At 51.2% G+C, this 20,224-nt stretch carries 14 protein-coding genes and 3 pseudogenes; 13 read left to right on the forward strand and 4 right to left on the reverse strand.

Translation table 11 applies throughout. The features are described from left to right. Positions 1-35 precede the first annotated feature (35 nt). Positions 36-1,508, forward strand: a complete 1,473-nt coding sequence (locus tag SD71_RS06895) for a S41 family peptidase (RefSeq protein WP_082034102.1) — start codon at positions 36-38, stop codon at positions 1,506-1,508. An 84-nt stretch (positions 1,509-1,592) separates the two neighbouring features. Beyond that, entirely contained in the window at positions 1,593-3,011 is a 1,419-nt protein-coding gene (locus tag SD71_RS06900) for a PDZ domain-containing protein (RefSeq protein WP_152619368.1), read from the forward strand. Positions 3,012-3,060: 49 nt separating this feature from the next. Here SD71_RS06900 and SD71_RS06905 read toward each other — a convergent pair whose 3' ends face one another. The 4 genes and pseudogenes from SD71_RS06905 to SD71_RS06915 all read right to left on the reverse strand — a co-directional run bounded on the left by SD71_RS06905 (position 3,061) and on the right by SD71_RS06915 (position 5,432). Beyond that, positions 3,061-3,879 (reverse strand): alpha/beta hydrolase family protein, encoded by an 819-nt coding sequence (locus SD71_RS06905; RefSeq protein WP_082034103.1) that lies wholly within the window; start codon positions 3,877-3,879, stop codon positions 3,061-3,063. Positions 3,880-4,048: 169 nt separating this feature from the next. After that, a pseudogene (locus tag SD71_RS25845) lies at positions 4,049-4,576 on the reverse strand (copper amine oxidase N-terminal domain-containing protein); the annotation flags it as partial. Beyond that, a complete protein-coding gene (locus tag SD71_RS06910; RefSeq protein WP_235427020.1) occupies positions 4,480-5,103 on the reverse strand; it encodes an SdpI family protein in 624 nt (207 codons plus the stop codon). The pseudogene SD71_RS25845 and the gene SD71_RS06910, both read right to left, overlap by 97 nt. A gap of 41 nt (positions 5,104-5,144) precedes the next feature. Next, on the reverse strand, positions 5,145-5,432 hold the full coding sequence (locus tag SD71_RS06915; protein WP_041061360.1) for an autorepressor SdpR family transcription factor: 288 nt from the start codon (positions 5,430-5,432) through the stop codon (positions 5,145-5,147). A 257-nt stretch (positions 5,433-5,689) separates the two neighbouring features. Here SD71_RS06915 and uvrB point away from each other — a divergent pair. The 11 genes and pseudogenes from uvrB (at position 5,690) to pcrB (ending at position 20,223) form a co-directional block, all read left to right on the forward strand. Then, positions 5,690-7,694: pseudogene (gene uvrB / locus SD71_RS06920) on the forward strand (excinuclease ABC subunit UvrB). 121 nt (positions 7,695-7,815) lie between these two features. Further along, complete coding sequence (locus tag SD71_RS06925) at positions 7,816-8,781, forward strand: diaminopimelate dehydrogenase (RefSeq protein WP_041061362.1); 966 nt, start codon at positions 7,816-7,818, stop codon at positions 8,779-8,781. A gap of 128 nt (positions 8,782-8,909) precedes the next feature. Further along, positions 8,910-11,768, forward strand: a complete 2,859-nt coding sequence (gene uvrA, locus SD71_RS06930) for an excinuclease ABC subunit UvrA (protein WP_041061364.1) — start codon at positions 8,910-8,912, stop codon at positions 11,766-11,768. A 462-nt stretch (positions 11,769-12,230) separates the two neighbouring features. Beyond that, entirely contained in the window at positions 12,231-12,572 is a 342-nt protein-coding gene (locus tag SD71_RS06935; RefSeq protein ID WP_041061366.1) for a hypothetical protein, read from the forward strand. Positions 12,573-12,766: 194 nt separating this feature from the next. Next, entirely contained in the window at positions 12,767-13,336 is a 570-nt protein-coding gene (locus SD71_RS06945; protein WP_041061370.1) for a hypothetical protein, read from the forward strand. A 224-nt stretch (positions 13,337-13,560) separates the two neighbouring features. After that, positions 13,561-14,346, forward strand: coding sequence for a DUF817 domain-containing protein (locus tag SD71_RS06950; protein ID WP_041061373.1), 786 nt, complete (start codon positions 13,561-13,563; stop codon positions 14,344-14,346). Positions 14,347-14,446: 100 nt separating this feature from the next. Then, positions 14,447-14,701, forward strand: a complete 255-nt coding sequence (locus SD71_RS24175) for a DUF2759 family protein (protein ID WP_041061375.1) — start codon at positions 14,447-14,449, stop codon at positions 14,699-14,701. 80 nt (positions 14,702-14,781) lie between these two features. Further along, positions 14,782-17,299 (forward strand): annotated as a pseudogene (locus SD71_RS06960) (DUF3656 domain-containing U32 family peptidase). Between the two features lie 29 nt (positions 17,300-17,328). After that, the gene (gene galU, locus SD71_RS06965; protein WP_041061379.1) at positions 17,329-18,201 is read left to right on the forward strand and encodes a UTP--glucose-1-phosphate uridylyltransferase GalU; all 873 of its coding nucleotides are present in this window, start codon (positions 17,329-17,331) and stop codon (positions 18,199-18,201) included. Between the two features lie 93 nt (positions 18,202-18,294). Further along, positions 18,295-18,987, forward strand: a complete 693-nt coding sequence (locus SD71_RS06970; RefSeq protein WP_041061381.1) for a hypothetical protein — start codon at positions 18,295-18,297, stop codon at positions 18,985-18,987. A 531-nt stretch (positions 18,988-19,518) separates the two neighbouring features. Further along, a complete protein-coding gene (gene pcrB, locus SD71_RS06975) occupies positions 19,519-20,223 on the forward strand; it encodes a heptaprenylglyceryl phosphate synthase (RefSeq protein ID WP_041061385.1) in 705 nt (234 codons plus the stop codon). The last annotated feature ends 1 nt before the right edge of the window (position 20,224 follow it).

Consider the following 20,224-nt stretch of genomic DNA (forward strand, 5'->3'; position numbering starts at 1 on the left):
TCTAACAATGAACCGGATATGGAGGAGTGGCGTTCGTGTGGTATAGAGGTCGTAGCCTTTTTGCGGTGATGGTGCTGACGGCAATCGCGGCCAGTATCGTAACCTACACAGTGGTAAAGCTGCCGGACTGGGCTTTACAGCCCTCAGCTGTGGAAGCGGGAGCTTCCTCGAGCGGCTCCGCCGAAGGTTGGAGCGAGGAAGAACTGGGTAAATTGAACAAGGCGCTGGATCTGATCGAAGAGCGGTACATGACAGACACAGACCGCAGTCAGCTGCTGGACGGCGCTGTTCAAGGCATGGTCGAATCATTGCGCGATCCTTATTCCGTATATAAATCCAGTGAAGAAGCGCAGAAATTCAGCGATGCCCTGCAGGGAGCATTCACGGGTATTGGAGCCGAGCTGAAAATTGAGAACGGCACCGTTGTCGTTGACTCTGCGATTAAAGGCTCCCCCGCGGAAAGAGCGGGGCTGCAGCCCCGTGATGTGCTTCTTAGCGTGAATGGGCAAAGTCTTCACGGTGTCACTTTGAGTGAGGCCGTATCCAAGATCCGGGGCCCTAAAGGCACCAAAGCGAAGCTCAAGATATCGCGTGCAGGAGCCGCGGAACCGCTGGAGCTGGAGATGGTCCGCGATCGGATCGATCTGGAGACCGTGCACGCTGACTTAGGACAGGACGGCATCGGCCGTCTTTCGATCAACCAATTTACCTACGATACTTCAGCCGAGGTTGCTGATAGGGTACGAGCGATGGAGGAACAAGGGCTGAAAGCTCTGATTATCGATGTCAGGGACAACCCGGGAGGCATACTCCAATCGGTGCTCGAAGTGTCGGAGCAGTTCATTGAGAAAAATAAACCGATCCTGGTCAATGAATATCGGGATGGCCGGCACAAAACGGAATTTGCGGTGAACGGACTCGATCGTCTCAAGCCTTACCCGATTATCGTCCTCATCAACAAAGGCAGCGCCAGTGCAGCGGAAATACTGGCAGGTGCGCTTAAACAGTCGGCCAATGCCGTGCTCGTTGGCGATACGAGTTATGGCAAAGGCACCGTCCAGGTGAGTTACGATAAAGAGCTCGGCGACGGCAGTCTGGTGAAGCTGACCGTGTATAAGTGGCTGCTGCCTGACGGAACCTGGATCCATCAGAAGGGGATCGACCCGGATTTGGCGGTGAGCCAACCGGATTACTTTCTTGCATCGAGGCTGCCAAGGGACCATGTGCTGCAATACGATGTGACCGGCGAGCCGGTGAAAAACCTGCAAAATATTCTGGAGGGGATCGGATTTCCGGCCGACCGCAAGGACGGATACTTCAGCAAGGGTACGGAAGCCGCCGTTCAGCAATTCCAGCTTAGCGAGCAGCTGCCGGTGGATGGGCAGGTTAATGCGGCAACGGCGGATCGGCTCGAAGAGAAGCTGTATGTGAATTTGCAAAACCCCGAGTATGACACGCAGTGGCAAGCGGCGGTGAAGAAAGCCCGGGAACTCATGCCGGCCTCGTAGACGGGAAGGAATTGTTTTGCCTTTGTCGAATACTTAGGAGGTTGACTTTGCGTCAGCTCCTTTTTTGTGAAAGGGGAGGGGCAGTTGGAACCTCTGTTGAATGTTGTGCGGGAAGCGGGACAGGCGGCTCTCGGTCTGTTCACGCTTCCGTATTTTTATATCGCTGTACTGTTTGTCTGGTGGCATGCCCGGCAAGGAACGATCCTTCAGCGTAAGCTGTTTCATGTTAGACTTTACGGCTCTTTGCAATTGGTGCTGACAAGGGTGCTGGCAGGACTCGCTGTCGGCGCTGTTCTTTCTATTGCGAGCTTGGGTGCCGGCGCTCAATTGACCAACGGCACTTTGCTGTGTGTATGGATCGCGATGGCTGTATTGGCATTATTCCAGCTGCGATACGTTTGTCTCGCTTACGCTGCAGGGCTCCTCGGTGTGCTTCAAGCGGTTGTGCAGTGGACGGGAGCGGATGGCGCTCAAGGAGTTCTTGCCGACGCCGTGCGGTTGATCCTAGAAGTACATGTTCCAAGCTTGCTGTTTTTAGCGGGTATTTTACATATTGCCGAGGGGCTGTTAGTGCGGCTGCAAGGCTCGAAGTTAGCCATCCCGTTGTTCGTTGAGGGTAAAAGAGGCAAACCGGTCGGCGCCTACGCATTAACGGGGATGTGGCCCATTCCGCTGCTCTGGCTGATCCCAGCAGGAGCGGAAGGGCTGTCGCTTCCTTGGACACCGCTTTTCGGCATGGCACAGGATACCGCAGGTTGGAGTTTATTGGCTTTTCCGGTATTAATCGGCTTCAGCGACCGTACGCTCAGCTTCACGCCTGAACAAAAAGCGCGGATGTCCGGGAACTCTCTTATGATCTACGGATTGGGTATTGCAGCTTTGGCAATGGGGGGAAACTACTTGCCATGGTTAAGCGTGGTGGGGGCTATTGCTGCCTTTGTTCTTCATGAAGGCTTACTGCTGGTCAGCCGTTCGCGGGAGAGCGGACGGGAGTTTCTTTATGCACAAGACCGTTCAGGGGTGAGAGTTCTCGCAGTTCTTCCCGGTACGCCGGCTGAGGAGATGGAATTCCAGTCGGGTGAAATTATTAAAAGAGCTAACGGATCCGCCGTCCGGAATAAAGAGGAGCTGCACGCCGCGCTTCAAAAGCAAGCCGCTTTTTGCAAGCTGGAGGTCGTTAACAGGGACGGGCAGATTCGGTTCGCGCAAAGAGCGCGTTATGCCGGGGAGCACCATCAGCTGGGACTCATTTTAGCGCCGGATGAACAGGTGGACTACGTGGTCGGCGCCCGATCCGGTTCCATCTGGAAGATCCTTCGGGAGGCGGGTGCACGGCGTCGAGGAGAAAGGCCCGCAATCACAGCACGCCGTGAGGCGGAAAGCGCGGCTGCTGAATTGGCAGCAGGATCGGAATCCCCGTCTGAACTGGACCCTTCGGCATTCGAACCTGCGCAAGCTCCGGTTCTTCCACCTAGAAACGCCGCATCACGCAAGAAATCTTAAGACGTTCTGATAGCAAAAACCCGAGAGCGTGCTCTCGGGTTTTTGCATGTTAGTTTTTCAATATCCAATCTGCAATATCGCGTATCACTTGCGGCTCGACATTCCCCGGATGTTTGTATTCCTCTACAGTTCCCTTGCCGTCACCTTCATAGTGCACAAAAGCATGATTCAGACCCGGGTACAGCTTGAACGCCGCATTAGAATTTTCCTTCAGCAGGTCTTGCCATAGCGTATAATCCTTGTCTTTAAATACTTGAAAGTCATCTTCACCCTGCATGATCAATACCGGCTTACGAAGTTTGACCGTCAGGTCCGCCGTACTATGGCTTTCCATATCCTTTAAATAATAGGCAGGAACGCCGAAGATTACGGCTGCCATCGCTTCTTCATCGCTCATATTTTTAATGTTCTGCGCTTTGACAAGCTCGGCTGCCAGCCAGGCTTCATTGGTTTTCTTGGTAGGATCGTTGTCATCCATCGCCTTGATGAACGCCTCGTTCTGATCGTAGCTTATCTGCCAGAATTCGCGGGCGGTACCTGCCATAATGATCAGGCCTGCGAAGCTCCCGCCTTCCGCGTCGATTCTCGGGGCAAGCATTCCGCCAAGGCTGTGCCCCACAATAAACACACGAGCAGAATCAATGCGCTTGTCGTTCTTGAGTAGTTTAGAGGCGGCAATGGCATCCTCCACCGTTTCTTCTTTTACGGTGAACTTGGCGAGCATTTCGGGAGTAAAGCTGCGTCCATGCGCAAAAGTTCTTTTGTCGTAACGAAGAACCGCTACTCCTGCTGCGCAAGCCCCCAGCGATATCGCGGAAAGGCTTGTAAGCGCCGACCGCCTCGTTACGGTCGCTTGGACCGGAACCATGAACGAGAACTACAGCAGGAAGGCTGCCGGTCGCATTCTTAGGCATCGTCAATGTCCCTTTCAACAGGAAAGGCGTACCTTCGTTTAACACAATGTCTTCCTCCACCAAGCTGTCCGGGAGAACTGCGCCGTCGCTTTTCGTCACGCTGATCACGGCTTCATTGCGATCTGCATGGAAGGCTGCCTCCAGGCGGAGAACCTCTTTCAAAAAGGAGAGCGGCACGTATACGCGGTTCTGTCTCGAAATAGCCGGCGTGCCGAACGGGACAACCGCGGTACCGTTTATCGTTGCTTGATCGCCGCCGATTTTAAACGCGAAATCCACGGACGGGACACTCAGATGGACCTCTTTGGCTGCTTGATCGAACGTTATTTTCATCTTCAAAGCCTCTGCAATCGGACGAACCGGAACCATCATGTCGCTTTGGCTTTTGTACGGCTGGGCGTCCGGGAACACAATCGCTTTATTCTCGAACAAAACCTTAATGCCGTCGGCTGAAGCCATAACAGGAAAAGATGTAAGGAAAAACATGATTGCCGCTGCTGATGCCAGTAATTTTCTCATTTCATAAAACCTCCGAAAAGTGATTGGGCAGGCGTTTAAGCTTTTTTCTTGCGTGAATGTAAAACATACGAATAAACAGTCGGGATGAGGCTGCTGCATAGTACACAGATCAACAATACAACGGTAATCCATGCGGCGGGCACGAACCAAGCGCTTGCAAACATGATCAATCCGGCGAGGAACCACAGTCTTGCACTCAACCGATGAGTTAACCGCCAGTTATTCTCATCCGTCAGCGCCCAAGGAGTTCTGACACCGATGAAAAAGTTGCTGCGCAGCTGGCCCATCCGATTGCCGATCACCAGCCAGAGTATGCCCATGGCGCCTACAACCAGGTTCATCATCGGCAGCTCGTAACCGAGATTCGTCAGTATGACGACCAGCAATACGCCGTGCAGGAACAGGCTGATCGCCCATCGCATGATGTAAAAGTAGTCCTCGAATCGTGTGTAGTTGTCGCGGCGCGGGTCTACATAGCGCATAACCGAAAGAATGGTTGGCATTGCGACCCCTAATCCTATGTACATCAGCCAGAATCCCCATTTCGGCATCGTGCCGTCCTGCTCGCCTTTGAGATTGTAATGGGAACCCATGACATCCGGAAGCCGCTCATTAAACGATAGAAACAAGATTAAAAAAAATAACTGCGTTCGTACCAAGTAAAATCCAATCTTTGGCGGACCAAGCTAATTCGTTGCTCTTATTTTCTTTCGTCATCGTGTCCATCTCCTTTTGTTCCGATCATACCGAGGAACCAGCCCATCGCTTCCTGCATGACGCTAAGATTCAGCGAGTAGAGGATGTTCTGTCCTTGCCTTTCGTCTTGTACCAGTTGTGCTTGCTTCAAGATATTCAAATGATGTGAGATGCTGGGTTTGGAAATGTTGAACTGATCCGCGATTTCTCCGGCAGTAAGGTCACGCTCTTTAAGAAGCTGGAGAATTTTGCGCCTGGTGGGGTCCGAGAGTGCCTTGAACGCGTCATTCATGGATGGAGCTCCTCCTTTCATGGTCGGGTCCTTGTTTTTCGATATTTAGATAATCATCTAATTAGACAATAAGCTAAATATTAAAGTGTGTCAATACCTTCCATTTCATTTTTTAGCAGGCCGCTTTTATGACAATCCACTCCTTTTGACGTGACTTTACGAAAACGATATAATTAATGGGAACACACATTCTGCTAAAAATGCACATTTGAATATAGATCGGCAGTTATAGGCGAACTCTCACAGGGCTTAACATAATGAATAGAAAGGGGGAATCGGTCTTGGAAAAAGCTTTTAAGCTGGTGTCTGAATATGATCCGCAAGGCGATCAGCCGTTCGCCATCGGGCAGCTGGAGCAAGGCATTACTTCGGGGAAACGGCATCAGACGCTCCTTGGTGCGACAGGAACGGGTAAAACGTTCACGATCGCACAGACGATCGCGAAGGTGAATAAACCTACGCTTGTCATTGCCCATAACAAGACGCTTGCCGCGCAGCTTTACAGTGAGTTCAAGGAATTTTTCCCGGAAAATGCGGTCGAGTATTTCGTAAGCTATTACGATTACTATCAGCCTGAAGCTATATCCCTTCTAGCGATACGTACATCGAGAAAGATTCAAGCATCAACGACGAGATCGACAAGCTGCGCCACTCCGCAACCTCTGCGTTATTCGAGCGCCGGGATGTAATCATTGTTGCCAGCGTATCGTGTATCTACGGTCTCGGTTCTCCGGAAGAATACCGGGATTTGCGGCTGAGCCTTCGTGTCGGCATGGAAAAGCCGCGTAATGCGATTCTTCACAAGCTGGTAGACATCCAGTATCAGCGCAACGACATCAACTTCACGCGCGGTACTTTCCGCGTACGGGGCGATGTGATTGAGATCTTCCCGGTATCACGCGGCGATCAAGCCGTTCGGGTAGAATTATTCGGCGACGAAATTGAGCGGATTACGGAGATTGACGTGCTGACCGGTGAAATTATCGGCGAACGCGAGCATATTTCGATCTTTCCGGCATCTCACTTCGTTACGGCAGAAGAGAAGATGAAGCTGGCACTGGTCAATATTGAACGTGAGCTCGAAGAAAGATTGGCAGAGCTGCGCGAGGCAGGAAAGCTGCTGGAAGCGCAGCGGCTGGAGCAACGGACGCGCTACGACTTGGAAATGATGGCGGAAATGGGATTCTGCTCCGGTATCGAGAACTATTCCGGGCCGCTGACCTTCCGGGAACGGGGTGCGACTCCGTATACCCTGATGGATTTTTTCCCGGACGACTACATGGTCGTAATCGATGAATCTCACGTAACGCTTCCGCAGGTTCGTGCGATGTACAACGGAGACCAAGCGCGGAAAACTGTGCTGGTTGACCATGCTTCCGCCTGCCTTCGGCTAAGGACAACCGTCCTCTGAAATTCGAGGAATTCGAGCAGAAAGCCAAGCAATTGATTTATGTATCAGCAACGCCAGGTCCTTACGAGATAGAGAACAGCCCTGAGATGGTGCAGCAGATTATCCGGCCGACAGGCCTGGTCGATCCAATCATTGAAGTACGCCCGACAAAAGGGCAAATCGATGACTTGCTCGGTGAAATACGGGCGCGCATTGCCAAAGATGAGCGTGTACTGGTCACTACATTGACGAAGAAAATGTCGGAAGACCTGACTGATTATATGAAAGAAGTCGGCATCAAAGTCAGGTACCTTCACTCCGATATCAAGACGTTGGAACGAATGGCCATTCTGCGGGACCTGCGGCTTGGCGTGTTTGATGTACTCGTCGGAATCAACCTGTTAAGAGAGGGACTTGATCTTCCGGAAGTCACTCTGGTTGCGATTCTGGATGCCGACAAGGAAGGTTTCCTTCGCTCGGAACGCTCTCTCATCCAGACGATCGGCCGGGCGGCACGAAACTCTGAGGGGCGGGTCATCATGTATGGCGACAAAATCACGGACTCGATGGAGAAAGCAATGAGCGAGACCGAACGCCGCCGTGTCATCCAACTGGAATACAACGAGAAACACGGGATCACACCGCAAACGATTCACAAGAAAGTGCGCGATGTGATTGAAGCGACGAAGGTTGCGGAATCCAAGAGCACTTACCTGGCCGGCGCAGACAACTTGGGCAAGATGTCGAAGAAAGATCGCCTGCTCATGGTCGAGCGTCTGGAGGCCGAAATGAAAGAAGCGGCGAAAAGCTTGCAATTCGAGCGCGCTGCGGAGCTTCGCGATGCTTTGCTTGAGATCAAAGCTGCAATGTAAACGGAACAACGGAGAGCATGCGCACCGTGCGTATGCTCTTTTTTTTATACCATTAATGAGCTAAGATATTATGGGCGTTTATACATATCAAATAGGGGGCAGATGATGATGAGCAAAAAAAATTACAGTCGGTATCGTAGGTTACGGAAATCTGGGACGAGGTGTAGAGTCCGCCATTCGCCAAAACCCGGATATTCAGCTTGAAGCTATTTTTACTCGCCGCAATCCTGAATCCGTTACAGCCGGTACACGCATGGTGTCCATTTCTGATATAGAGGAGTACAAAGGTAAAATCGATGTCATGATTTTATGCGGAGGATCCGCAACGGACCTTCCGGAACAAGGACCTGAATTATCTAAAATGTTTAATACCGTCGACAGCTTTGATACGCACGCCCGTATTCCCGAGTATTTCGATAAAGTCGATTCTTCCGCTCGCAGCGGCGGCAATGTTTCTGTTATTTCCACCGGCTGGGATCCGGGCTTGTTTTCTTTGAACCGCCTGTTGGCAGAAGCTGTGCTTCCTGAGGGCAACGAATACACGTTCTGGGGCAAAGGAGTCAGCCAAGGACACTCGGATGCGATCCGTCGCGTAAAAGGCGTCAAGAACGGTGTTCAATATACGATACCTCGCGAGGAAGCGGTAGAGAAAGTGCGCAGCGGAAGCAATCCTGAGCTGTCCACCCGTGAAAAACATTTGCGTGAGTGTTTCGTGGTTGCCGAAGAGGGTGCCGACAAGGATGCGATTACGAACGAAATCAAAACTATGCCGAACTACTTTGCTGATTACAATACGGTTGTACATTTTATAAGCGAAGATGAGCTTCGCGCCGAACATTCCCGCATTCCGCACGGCGGGAATGTGCTGCGCAGCGGCAAGACCGGAGAGAACAGCACGCAAATCGTAGAGTTCAGCCTTAAGCTGGACAGCAACCCGGAGTTTACCGCGAGCGTTCTCGTGGCCTATGCCCGTGCCGTCTATCGCATGGCGCAAGCAGGAGACAAAGGCGCGAAAACCGTGTTCGACGTACCTTACGGCCTGTTGTCGCCGAAATCCGCTGAAGAGCTTCGCAAACAACTTTTGTAATATCTCATTTGCATGACCGGCTTCAGTTCGTTATAATTGGATGGGAACACGAACACCCATTCCTATTGGTGGACGACTGCGGCCGGCATTATGAGAGCCCCGCGCTGTCGCGAAAGGGGCTTTTTCTTTTGGCCAACGAGAGTATTATCATCAAAGGCGCTCGCGCCCATAATTTAAAAAATATAGATGTTACTATACCCCGTGACAAGTTTGTTGTGTTGACGGGTCTTTCCGGTTCCGGTAAATCTTCTTTGGCATTCGATACGATCTATGCAGAAGGACAGCGCCGGTACGTCGAATCATTGTCCGCTTATGCTCGCCAGTTTCTCGGACAAATGGACAAACCGGATGTTGACTCGATCGAAGGTCTGTCGCCGGCGATTTCGATCGATCAGAAGACAACGAGCCGTAACCCGCGTTCCACAGTAGGTACCGTCACAGAGATCTATGACTATTTGCGGCTTATGTTCGCGCGGGTAGGTATACCGCATTGCCCGGAGCATGGGGTGCCGATCACCTCTCAAACAGTAGAACAAATGGTTGACCGAATTATGGAATACCCTGAGCGTACCCGTCTGCAGATTCTTGCTCCGCTCGTATCGGGCCGCAAAGGCGAACACTCCAAGCTGTTGGCCGATGTTCAGAAGCAGGGCTTCGTCCGGGTACGAGTGAACGGTGAACTGCGGGATTTGTCCGAGAAAATCGATCTTGAGAAAAACAAAAAACATTCCATTGAAGTCGTCGTTGACCGGATTGTCGTAAAGGATGATGTTGCCTCACGGCTCGCGGATTCGCTCGAGACCGCGTTGAAGTTGTCCGGCGGACAAGTGATCGTCGATATCATGGAAAAAGAAGAGTTGATGTTCAACTCCAATTTGGCGTGTCCGATTTGCGGTTTCTCTATCGATGAGCTGGCTCCCCGGATGTTCTCCTTTAACTCGCCGTACGGCGCATGCCCGGAGTGTGACGGCTTGGGGGCGAAGATGGTTGTGGATCCTGATCTTCTTATCCCTAATCGGAGCAAAACGATAGACCAAGGCGCGTTCGAGGCATGGGCGGGAAGCACATCCACGTATTATCCACAATTCCTGGAGGCCGTCTGTTCACATTATAAAATTCCAACGAATGTGCCCGTGAGCTCGCTGAACGACAAACAGCTGCAAATCATCTTGCAGGGCACCGGCGGAGAGAAAATTAGATTCCGCTATGAGAATGAATTCGGACATAAACGCGATGCCATGGTTCCATTCGAAGGCATCGTACACAATCTCGAGCGCCGCTATCGGGAAACCGGTTCTGACGGTATCCGCGAGTTTATTGAAGAATATATGAGTGCCAGGCCCTGTGCCAAGTGCCATGGCCATCGATTGAAGAAGGAATCGTTAGCGGTTACCATCGGCGAACAGAACATGGCATATGTCACTTCGCTCTCGATCGGGGAAGCGCAGCAATTTTTCGCAGGCTTGCAGCTGAATGAAAGAGAAAGAGCGATTGCCAACCTTATTCTTAAGGAGATTAACAATCGCCTTGGATTCCTTGTTAATGTTGGTTTGGATTACCTCACATTATCACGCGCAGCCGGGACATTGTCCGGCGGCGAAGCCCAGCGGATCCGCTTGGCGACCCAGATTGGCTCCAGCCTGATGGGTGTGTTGTATATTCTGGATGAGCCGAGCATCGGCTTGCATCAACGCGATAACGACAGGCTTATTCAAACTTTGCAGCATATGCGGGACATCGGAAATACGCTGATCATCGTTGAGCATGATGAAGATACGATGATGGCTGCCGATTATATTATTGATATTGGCCCCGGCGCAGGCATTCATGGCGGCCAGGTCATTGCGCAGGGTACACCTGAACAGGTTATGGCCAATGAGAACTCTCTAACCGGCGCCTATTTGAGCGGTCGTAAATTTATCCCTGTCCCTTTGAAACGCCGCAAGACGAATGGCAAGTGGCTCGAGATCAAGGGTGCGAAGGAAAACAACCTGAAGAACCTGAACGCCAAGTTTCCTCTAGGTGTATTCACCGCTGTAACGGGAGTCTCGGGCTCAGGGAAATCAACTCTGGTCAATGAGATTCTTTATAAAACTTTGGCCCGCGACTTGAATAAAGCGAAGACCAGACCGGGTGAGCATAAAGAAATCAAAGGGATCGAAAACCTTGAGAAAGTGATCGATATCGATCAATCGCCGATCGGCCGCACGCCGCGTTCCAATCCGGCGACTTACACCGGAGTATTTGACGATATTCGCGACGTCTTCGCGATGACCAACGAAGCGAAGGTACGCGGGTATAAGAAAGGGCGCTTCAGCTTTAACGTGAAGGGCGGACGCTGCGAAGCTTGCAAAGGCGACGGAATCATCAAGATTGAGATGCACTTCCTGCCTGATGTCTATGTACCGTGCGAGATTTGTAAAGGCAAACGATATAACCGGGAAACCCTTGAAGTTAAATATAAAGGCAAGAGCATTGCTGAAGTGCTGGCTATGACGATCGAGGATGCGACGGAGTTTTTCGTGAATATTCCCCGTATCCACCGCAAAATGCAGACGCTTATGGACGTTGGCTTGGGCTACATGAATGTCGGCCAGCCTGCCACAACGCTGTCCGGCGGTGAGGCGCAGAGGGTGAAGCTCGCAGCCGAGCTGTACCGCAGAAGCACCGGCAAAACGTTATACATTCTAGACGAACCGACGACCGGGCTTCATGTGGACGACATCGACCGGCTCCTGCAGGTACTGCACCGCTTGGTCGATTCCGGCGAAAGCGTGCTCGTCATCGAGCACAACCTCGACGTCATCAAGACCGCCGACCATCTGGTCGATCTCGGTCCCGAGGGCGGTAACGGCGGCGGTACAATCGTCGCCACAGGCACGCCGGAACAAGTGGCTGCCAACGCCGATTCCTATACCGGCAAATATCTGGGCCCCGTACTTGAACGGGACCGCGCAAGAACGGAAGCGGCAATGAGCAAGGTGTAATTTGATAGTTGCACAGAGCAGAGCGCCCGCGAGTGGATGAGCGAAACAACTCAACGACCCGCGGGCGCTTTGTGTTTTCAAACCACGTGACACCAAGCGGACCCAAACCAAATAAGTGCATAAATACACCTATTCTGACCGTTCTATCGCCATCGTGATGAATAAGTGCAGAAGTACACCTAATGATCTCAAACCCAGGCGGAATCGCGATATTCTTAGGAAATAGGTGCATATAGTTCTTATTTTTATCGGCCGAGCTTTTAACACCGGAAATAACTGTAATTTCGCCGTTATTTCTCGCACAAAGCGGGTTCGCAGGCTCGCAGTCACATATAGAGGCACTATATATAAAAGACTAACCCCATTAATCATTTATATCCTAATTTCTCCTAAAGTGAGTCCGGTGCCCTCCCGGCTGTGATACAATATCCAGAAAAAGGGATGTAAGAGGAGGATGTGCGGTTGCCGGGTTTTCGTGAGTTGTTTTGGGGTTTTCTTTTCCTGTTTGACTTTCGACTTAATGGGATTGATATATTGCCGGATGTCATAGGCTACTTTGTCTTATACAGCGGACTTGTTAAATTGGAGGTATACAGCAGCCACTTCACAAGCTCCTCCAGGCTCATGATCCTGTTGGCGTTTTTAGCTCTGCCGGACATCTATTCAGGTTGGTGGTACCCGGGCTCGACATTTAATTTCGTATACCATTTGGCCATGCTCTTTCTGGATTTGATGGCAGTCTATCATCTCTGCTGCGGAGTGAAAGAGCTTGCCGTATCCCGACCAAAACATCGACCTGGTTGAGAAAACAAACAATCGTTGGCTGCTTTATATGATCGTAAGCCTAATTTCAGCCGTCTCTCTGCTCGGATTCCCGTTACTGATGCTCCCTTTGCTGATTACCGTGTTATTCATTTTTGCAATCGTAGTCCTTGTGTTAATGATGGATTTGATGAAAAAGTGCGAAGCGCAGCTGTCATAAATGGGAGGCGTTTAAGTTGCGCACGAAATTATTCATTTCAATCGTAATGGCAGGCATATTGGCTGTCGGTTTATTTCGCATTTACGATCATAAATATAGTAACGAAGCCATACTGGACAACGTGGTTCATCAGCGAGGTTACAGTCTCGTGCCGATCGAGAAGCCGTTTAAGTTTGCGGTAAGTTTGGGCTTGGCCTGGCTATTGGATGAGGGAATGGGTGAGCGGCGGCCCTATAATTCCGAATTTATGAACATTCATAACACGTCCATCACATTAGATGACATTTACGATAGAGGTAACGATCTATATTTTAACTTTACCGCTAAGCCGGATATGAGCTACTCTAAGGGAACATTCCTGTATCCTTACCAGATCAATGAGGACGGCAGCGTCTCAGAGTACAACTTCGATGGTATCAAAGTTTATGACCGGAATAAGCAACCGATCGAGCTCGGGCAGAGGGGTAGTGGCCCAGGTAGCTCATTCTCGTTCGGAATCGATGTCAGCGAGAGGCAGCGTTTGAAGGATGGTTTCACTATCGAGTTCTCTAACTTGATTCTATACGAATACTCCCGTACCCAATAAAGGAGACCGCAGATGAGCAACGAGTTTCTAGCTGTGTTGATGCTGTTGTGGACGGTAATTATCGTACTTATTCTCGTAGCGATTATGCGATATGCAGTCGATCTTCGAGAACTTCCAGGAAAATAGATCAGTTGATTGATGAGGTCCGCACGCTGCGGCGTGAGATGAAGCAACAAAGTCACGTCATAGATAAAAAAGTGTAGACCCGAAGATTGGAGAACCCGATGCCTCAGATCCGCAAGCTGTTCATTTTCGGTTGGAATCAAGCGCTGTGCTGTATTTTTCCTGTTGTCATTTTTTCAGCCATGGCAGTCACGAAAGTCATCGATATCCCGTTCATTCCCCGCTACGATCTCATCTTGATCATCTGCCTCGCCATGCAAGTTGCAATGGTAAGGTTCAAGCTGGAGACTGCGGATGAGCTTAAGGTCATTACCTTGTTTCATCTTATCGGCTTAGGGCTGGAGCTGTTCAAGGTCAATATGGGTTCATGGAGTTATCCGGAAGAGGCGTGGACGAAGCTGTGGGGCGTGCCATTGTACAGCGGTTTTATGTATGCCAGCGTAGCGAGTTACATCTGCCAGGCATGGAGAAGGTTCGATCTGAAAGTGGACCGTTGGCCGAACGGTTATGTGACTACGGCTTTGGCAGTGATGATCTATGTTAATTTTTTCACGCATCATTACATATGGGATCTCCGGTGGGCACTGAGTCTGAGTCTGCTTGCGGTATTTCCGCTTACTTGGATCCGGTTTACTGTGGACGGCAAGCAGTATCGAATGCACGTGCTGGCATCCTTTGTTTTAATCGCATTTTTTATCTGGCTGGCGGAAAATATTTCGACTTTTCTGGGTGCGTGGCAGTATCCGAATCAGACGGTGCGGTGGAGCATGGTGCATTTAGGCAAGTTCAGCTCCTGGTTTCTGCTTATTATTATCAGCATCATTATCGTCGTACAGTTGAAAAAATTGAAATCTTCGTTGGAACCAAAACTCGCGACTTATATGTGACAAAGTTGTTACTTCGGCAATTTCGGACTTGCAAGCCCGGCTCTCAGAAGCTAACATAGATGAAGATGGGTTTAGTACGACAGAATAAGGAGGACTCCCCATGTTTCTAGCGCAAGCGGCAGCGGAGCCAAGCACTACCTTTACTACATTCGATATTTTTATGGTCCTTTTTACGATCCTGATTGCTGCAGGTTTGATTCGTCTGCTGATGCAGCGGCCTCGCAAAAATATTTTCGCGATCGGATTTGCAACGGTGGCGCTTCTCGTTTTTTCTAATGGCCGATTTCAAGATGATCGGCGGTTGGTAAACGACGATAGAATGTGGGGAACGGATCAAGGGGCATCGGCTCTTTGATCCGTTTTTTTATGCGATAGTTTGGTATACTGGACTCAGTAAATTTGCCGCGTGTTAGTCGGCATGGAGGTATTCTATTAATGATAGACAAGTCCGCGTTGCGGCGCGAAGATATAGAGTTGCTGGCCCCTGCGGGGGATTGGGATTGTTTGCGGGCTGCTGTGGCTAACGGGGCTGATGCGATCTTTTTCGGTGTGGAAAAATTCAATGCGCGTGCGCGTGCTCATAATTTTCAATCGAACGAGCTTCATGAAGTGATGGCGTTTCTGCACAAGTATGGCGTAAAAGGTTTCTTGACCTTTAACATCCTCGTGTTCGAGGAAGAGTTGGACGATGCGCGGAAAGTCGTTGAGATGTGTATTGATGCCGGCGTGGATGCGGTGATCGTGCAGGATTTGGGTCTCGTGAAGCTGATTCGCGAAATATCCCCCGATTTTCCGATCCACGGTTCAACGCAGATGACGATCACTTCTCCGGAGGCGGTAGAGTTTATTAAGCCGTTCGAGCTGGAGAGGGTCGTATTAGGGCGCGAAAATAATCTGAAGCAGATCCGGCAAATCGGCGAGCAAGCGAAGCTGCCGATGGAAGTGTTCGTGCATGGAGCGCTTTGCGTGTCATACTCGGGACAATGCTTGACCTCCGAAATGTGGGGCGGCCGTTCGGCTAACCGCGGAGAGTGCGCACAAGCTTGCCGTTTGCCGTATGACCTGATGGTTGACGGCGTGAAGAAGCCGATGGGGGATGTCGCATATCTGCTGTCTCCTAAAGATCTCGCGGCTATTGATATTGTGCCTGAATTGATAGAGGCGGGCGTGGCGTCTTTCAAAATCGAGGCCGGCTTAAAAGCCTGAATACGTAGCGAACGTTGTAAGTAAATACCGCAAGGAAATTGACAAGTATTTCGACGGAAATGACACCGAACCGGCCAAAGAAGAGGTAAGGGAGCTTCAGCAAAGCTTCTCGCGGGGATTCACGCACGGCTTCCTGGACGGGACGAACAACAAGCAGCTCGTTGAAGGGACATTCCCGAAAAGCCGGGGCGTCTATCTCGGCAAGGTCGAGAAGATACTGCGCGACGCGGTGATCTGCCGGCTGGAAGCTCCGCTGAAGCGGGGGGACGGTATCGTGTTTGATGCCGGCGATCCGACGAAAAAAGAAGAAGGCGGACGGGTGTATGATTTGCGCAGCGACCGTGTAAAGCTGGAAGGGGAAGTGCCTGAAGGCGATCTTGTAGAGATCGTGCCCGGCCGTAACGATATCGATCTAGGCCGTGTGCATGAAGGCGACCGGATCTGGAAGACAAGCGATCCTGCACTGGATCGCAGACTCCGCAGTACTTTCGAGACGGAGAAGCCTTATCGTACGTTCCCGCTGGCTGTGTCGGTATTCGGCCAGGAAGGCAGCCCTATGCGGACGATTTGGACGGACACCCGGCTCGGTACGACGGTCGCCGTTGAGTCGGAAATGCCTCTGGAGCGTGCCGAAAAAAGGCCGCTGGGCGAAGAGGTACTGAACGAGCAGCTCGGACGTTTGGGCGGCACTTTGTTCTATCTGGACAAACTTGAGGTTGCGTTGAAGGGCGATGTGATCGTTCCGATGCGCGAGCTGAACAGGATGCGCCGGGAGGCGGCCGAGCAGCTGGAACTGCTTCGCGAACAGCCGCCGAAGTATTCGAAACGGCACGTAGATGTCTATGCTGACTCAGGCTCAACTGTCAGTAATGTAGAAATGGCGGCACCTGTTGAGATTACCGTCCTCTGCCGGACACTCGAACAGGTGAAAGCGGCGGCGGAAACGGATGTTTCGATGATCTATGCGGATTTCGAATTCATCAAGCAGTTTCCTGATGCGATCGCAGTCTGCCGTGCAGCGGGTAAGCGAATTGCGCTAGCCACTCCTCGTATTCATATGCCTGGAGAGAACGGCTATCATCGCAATATATTAAACTTGAAGCCGGATGCGGTGCTCGTTCGCAATACCGGTGCTCTATACTACTATTTGAGGGAACGGGCTGAGAAACCGGATGCCGTTCATCCATTGCTGATCGGAGATTTCTCGCTGAATGTGGCCAACCACAAAACGGTTAATGTTTTCCGCGAAGCCGGTTGTGACTGGATAACACCTTCTTACGATCTGAACATTCAACAGATGGTGGACATGCTGCGGCGTGCGGACACTTCCCGTTTGGAAGTCGTTATTCATCAGCATATGCCGATGTTCCATACCGAGCACTGTGTGTACTGCACTTTCATGAGCGAAGGAACGAACTACACGAACTGCGGCCGTCCTTGTGAGAAGCAGCGTGCTTCCCTGCAGGATCGGATCGGAATGTCTCACCCTGTGCGTGTGGATGAAGGCTGCCGTAACACGGTTTACAATGCGATTGAGCAATCGGGAGCCGAGTATTTGGATACGTTCCTGGAGCTCGGAGTACGCTCTTACCGGGTAGAGTTTCTGGAAGAGAACGCCGATAAGGTGCGGGAGGTTCTCTCACTCTACCAAGCTGCCCTTAACGGACGTATCCGCGGCAGCGAAGTTTGGCGCAAGCTGAAAGCGACGAATCAGCTAGGAGTTACGCGCGGCCAGTTGGTCAAATAAGCAGCAGCGTACAGAGAGGAAACGTAGCGATGAGGATCCGTAAAGCAATCATACCCGCGGCTGGACTGGGCACCCGCTTTTTGCCGGCAACCAAAGCCATGCCGAAGGAAATGCTGCCTATTATCGACAAACCGGGCATTCAATATATTGTTGAAGAGGCGGTTGCCTCCGGCATTGAGGATATTCTTATCGTGACCGGTAAAGGTAAACGGGCGATTGAGGATCATTTTGACAGCAATTATGAGCTGGAGCAAAACCTGCTGCAGAAGGGGAAGCTGGATCTGCTATCCGAAGTGCATAAGGCTTCCGATCTCACTGACATCCATTATATTCGCCAAAAGGAACCGAAAGGACTCGGACATGCCATCTGGTGCGCTCGAAAGTTTATCGGCAACGAGCCTTTTGCAGTGCTGCTCGGTGACGATATCGTTCAGTCCGAGGTGCCTTGCCTGAAGCAAATGATGGATGTGTATGATGAGATTGAAAGCTCGGTGCTCGCGGTGAAAAAGGTTCCGGAAAACGAGGTGTCCCGCTACGGCATTGTCGACCCCGATGGTTACGCCGGTGATCGACTTGTGAAAGTTCGGGGTGTGGTCGAGAAACCATCTCCGGAACGTGCGCCGTCGGACATCGCCATCATTGGACGTTATATTTTGACGCCGGCTATCTTCGACTTGTTGGAAACGCAACACACCGGCGCCGGCGGAGAGATCCAATTGACCGATGCCATATTCCGTCTGCTGCGCAACGAGTCGGTGTACGCATACAAGTATGAGGGCACCCGATACGACACCGGCGAAAAGCTCGGTTACCTCAAAACCATCATCGACTTCGCCTTGCAGCGTCCCGATCTGAAGAATGAAGTGCGGGAGTATTTGCTGGAGAAGCTGGGGGATAGATAGTATATTGTAAGAAACGCGTGAAGCACACGCCGCTTGTCTCCGATGGGGAGCAGGCGGCGTTTTTTATTTTCTATTTTCGAGGAGGAATGAACGATGTATGAGAATGAGATTGAGGCTTTCGTGGAGGCGCAGCAAAGTTCGGCGGGCTTGCGCAGGTTGGAGATGCTGCACAAGGATTTATCCGGTACGAAGAAGCTGCTAGGCTCTGTGCTGCTTCCTATTGTGAAAACATTTGAGGGAATCACATTGGAACACGAGATGCTCAGCATGAGCGGCATGAAGATTTTCGGAGATGTGTACTATGAGCCGCTCGGAATCGTCTTTGAAGCTGAAGGCTTCGTTCCCCATGCCGAGAATATTACTCGTGACCGCTTTTCATTCGAAAAAATGCGTATACGCACCATACAGACAACCTATGGGTTTGAGTACATTCCATTCAGCTGGGACGACATGGACAAAAAGCCGGAGACATGCATTCGAGCGGTATATGAACTGTTCGGAAGACTCGCGAATAGAGAGGATCTGGCCTTGAATGAACTGCCCGTGTACGAGCGAGAAGTATTGCGTTTCGCAATCGTACATAACGGCGCCTTCCATGTGGCAGACGCCTGCCTCTGGCTGCAGCTTGGGAGGCTTACCAGCCGCGAGATTATGAAAAGGCTGGAAGCCAAGGAGTTAATTGCTCCTGTAGGTGGCAGTGAGAAGCGCTGTCATGCGTTTCGAATCACAGACAAGGGGAAGCTGCTTTTCCTGGGGCCTAATCGCTCCAGATTGTACAAAATTTAGACTAACGGCGGCGTTGGGCGGCGGGTTTCTGCTGGAGATAGTCTATAAATTAGTCTAACGGCCGGGTGCGCGGCGGGTTTCTGTTGGAGATAGTCTATAAATTAGTTTAACGGCTGCGTGCGGGACGAGTTTTTTGCTGGAGATAGTCTATAAATTAGACTAACGGCGGGGTGCGGGAGGAGTTTCTGATAGAGATAGTATATAAATTAGACTAACGGCGGGCGCGGCACGAGTTTCTGATGGAGATAGTACATAAATTAGTCTAACGGTGGGTTGCGGGACGAGTTTTTGCTGGAGATAGTCTATAAATTAGACTAACTGCGGGGCGCGCGGCGGGTTTCTGTTGGAGATAGTCTATAAATTAGGCTAACGGCTGCGTGCGGGACGAGTTTCTGCTGGAGATGGTACAAGAATTAGAGTAACGTCCCAGCCCCCCGCCCCCACACGAACATTTGTCCGTCTTTTTTGCTTGGAAGAACGGAAGAATTCCTGTAGACTAAAGGTATACTCAAGCACCAGGTTGGAGGACGAATGAGCCCCTCTTTTTATAACAGTTGGAGACATGTGTTTAAGCTCGATCCTGATCGGCCGATTGACGACACTGCGTTGGAAGCGGTGTGCACCTCCGGAACCGATGCCATTCTCGTAGGCGGCTCGACCGGCTTAACTTTCGATAACACGGTGGACCTGCTTTCCCGCATCCGCAGATATGAACTGCCTTGTGCGTTGGAGCTGTCCGATCCGGCTGCGGGTGTGCCCGGTTTTGACGGATATTTCATTCCGATGGTGCTCAACACGAAATGTGCCGAATGGCTGATCGGCCACCATGTCGAGGCGATCCGCGACTTCGGCCACATCATGCCCTGGGATTCCATAGCCGGCCAAGCATACCTTGTTCTGAACGGTAATTCTACCGTTGCCCAATTGACACAAGCAGACACGAACATCTCCCAAGCGGAAGCACTGGCATACAGCCAAGTGGCGGATCGGCTCTGGCATGTCCCGGTACTATACATCGAATACAGCGGCGCTTTTGGAGACATGGCATTAGTTCGGCGTATCCGGGAAAGTCTGAAACAGGCGCATTTGTTCTACGGCGGCGGAATTGACGGTCCCGAGCGCGCGCGCCAGGCCGCAGAAGCGGCCGATACCGTTGTCATCGGCAACATTGTCTATCATAATTTGGATGCCGCGCTTGCTACTGTGCGTGCGGTCAACCATTCAATAAAGGAGTAAG

Source organism: Cohnella kolymensis, assembly GCF_000829465.1.
Classification (GTDB): domain Bacteria; phylum Bacillota; class Bacilli; order Paenibacillales; family Paenibacillaceae; genus Cohnella; species Cohnella kolymensis.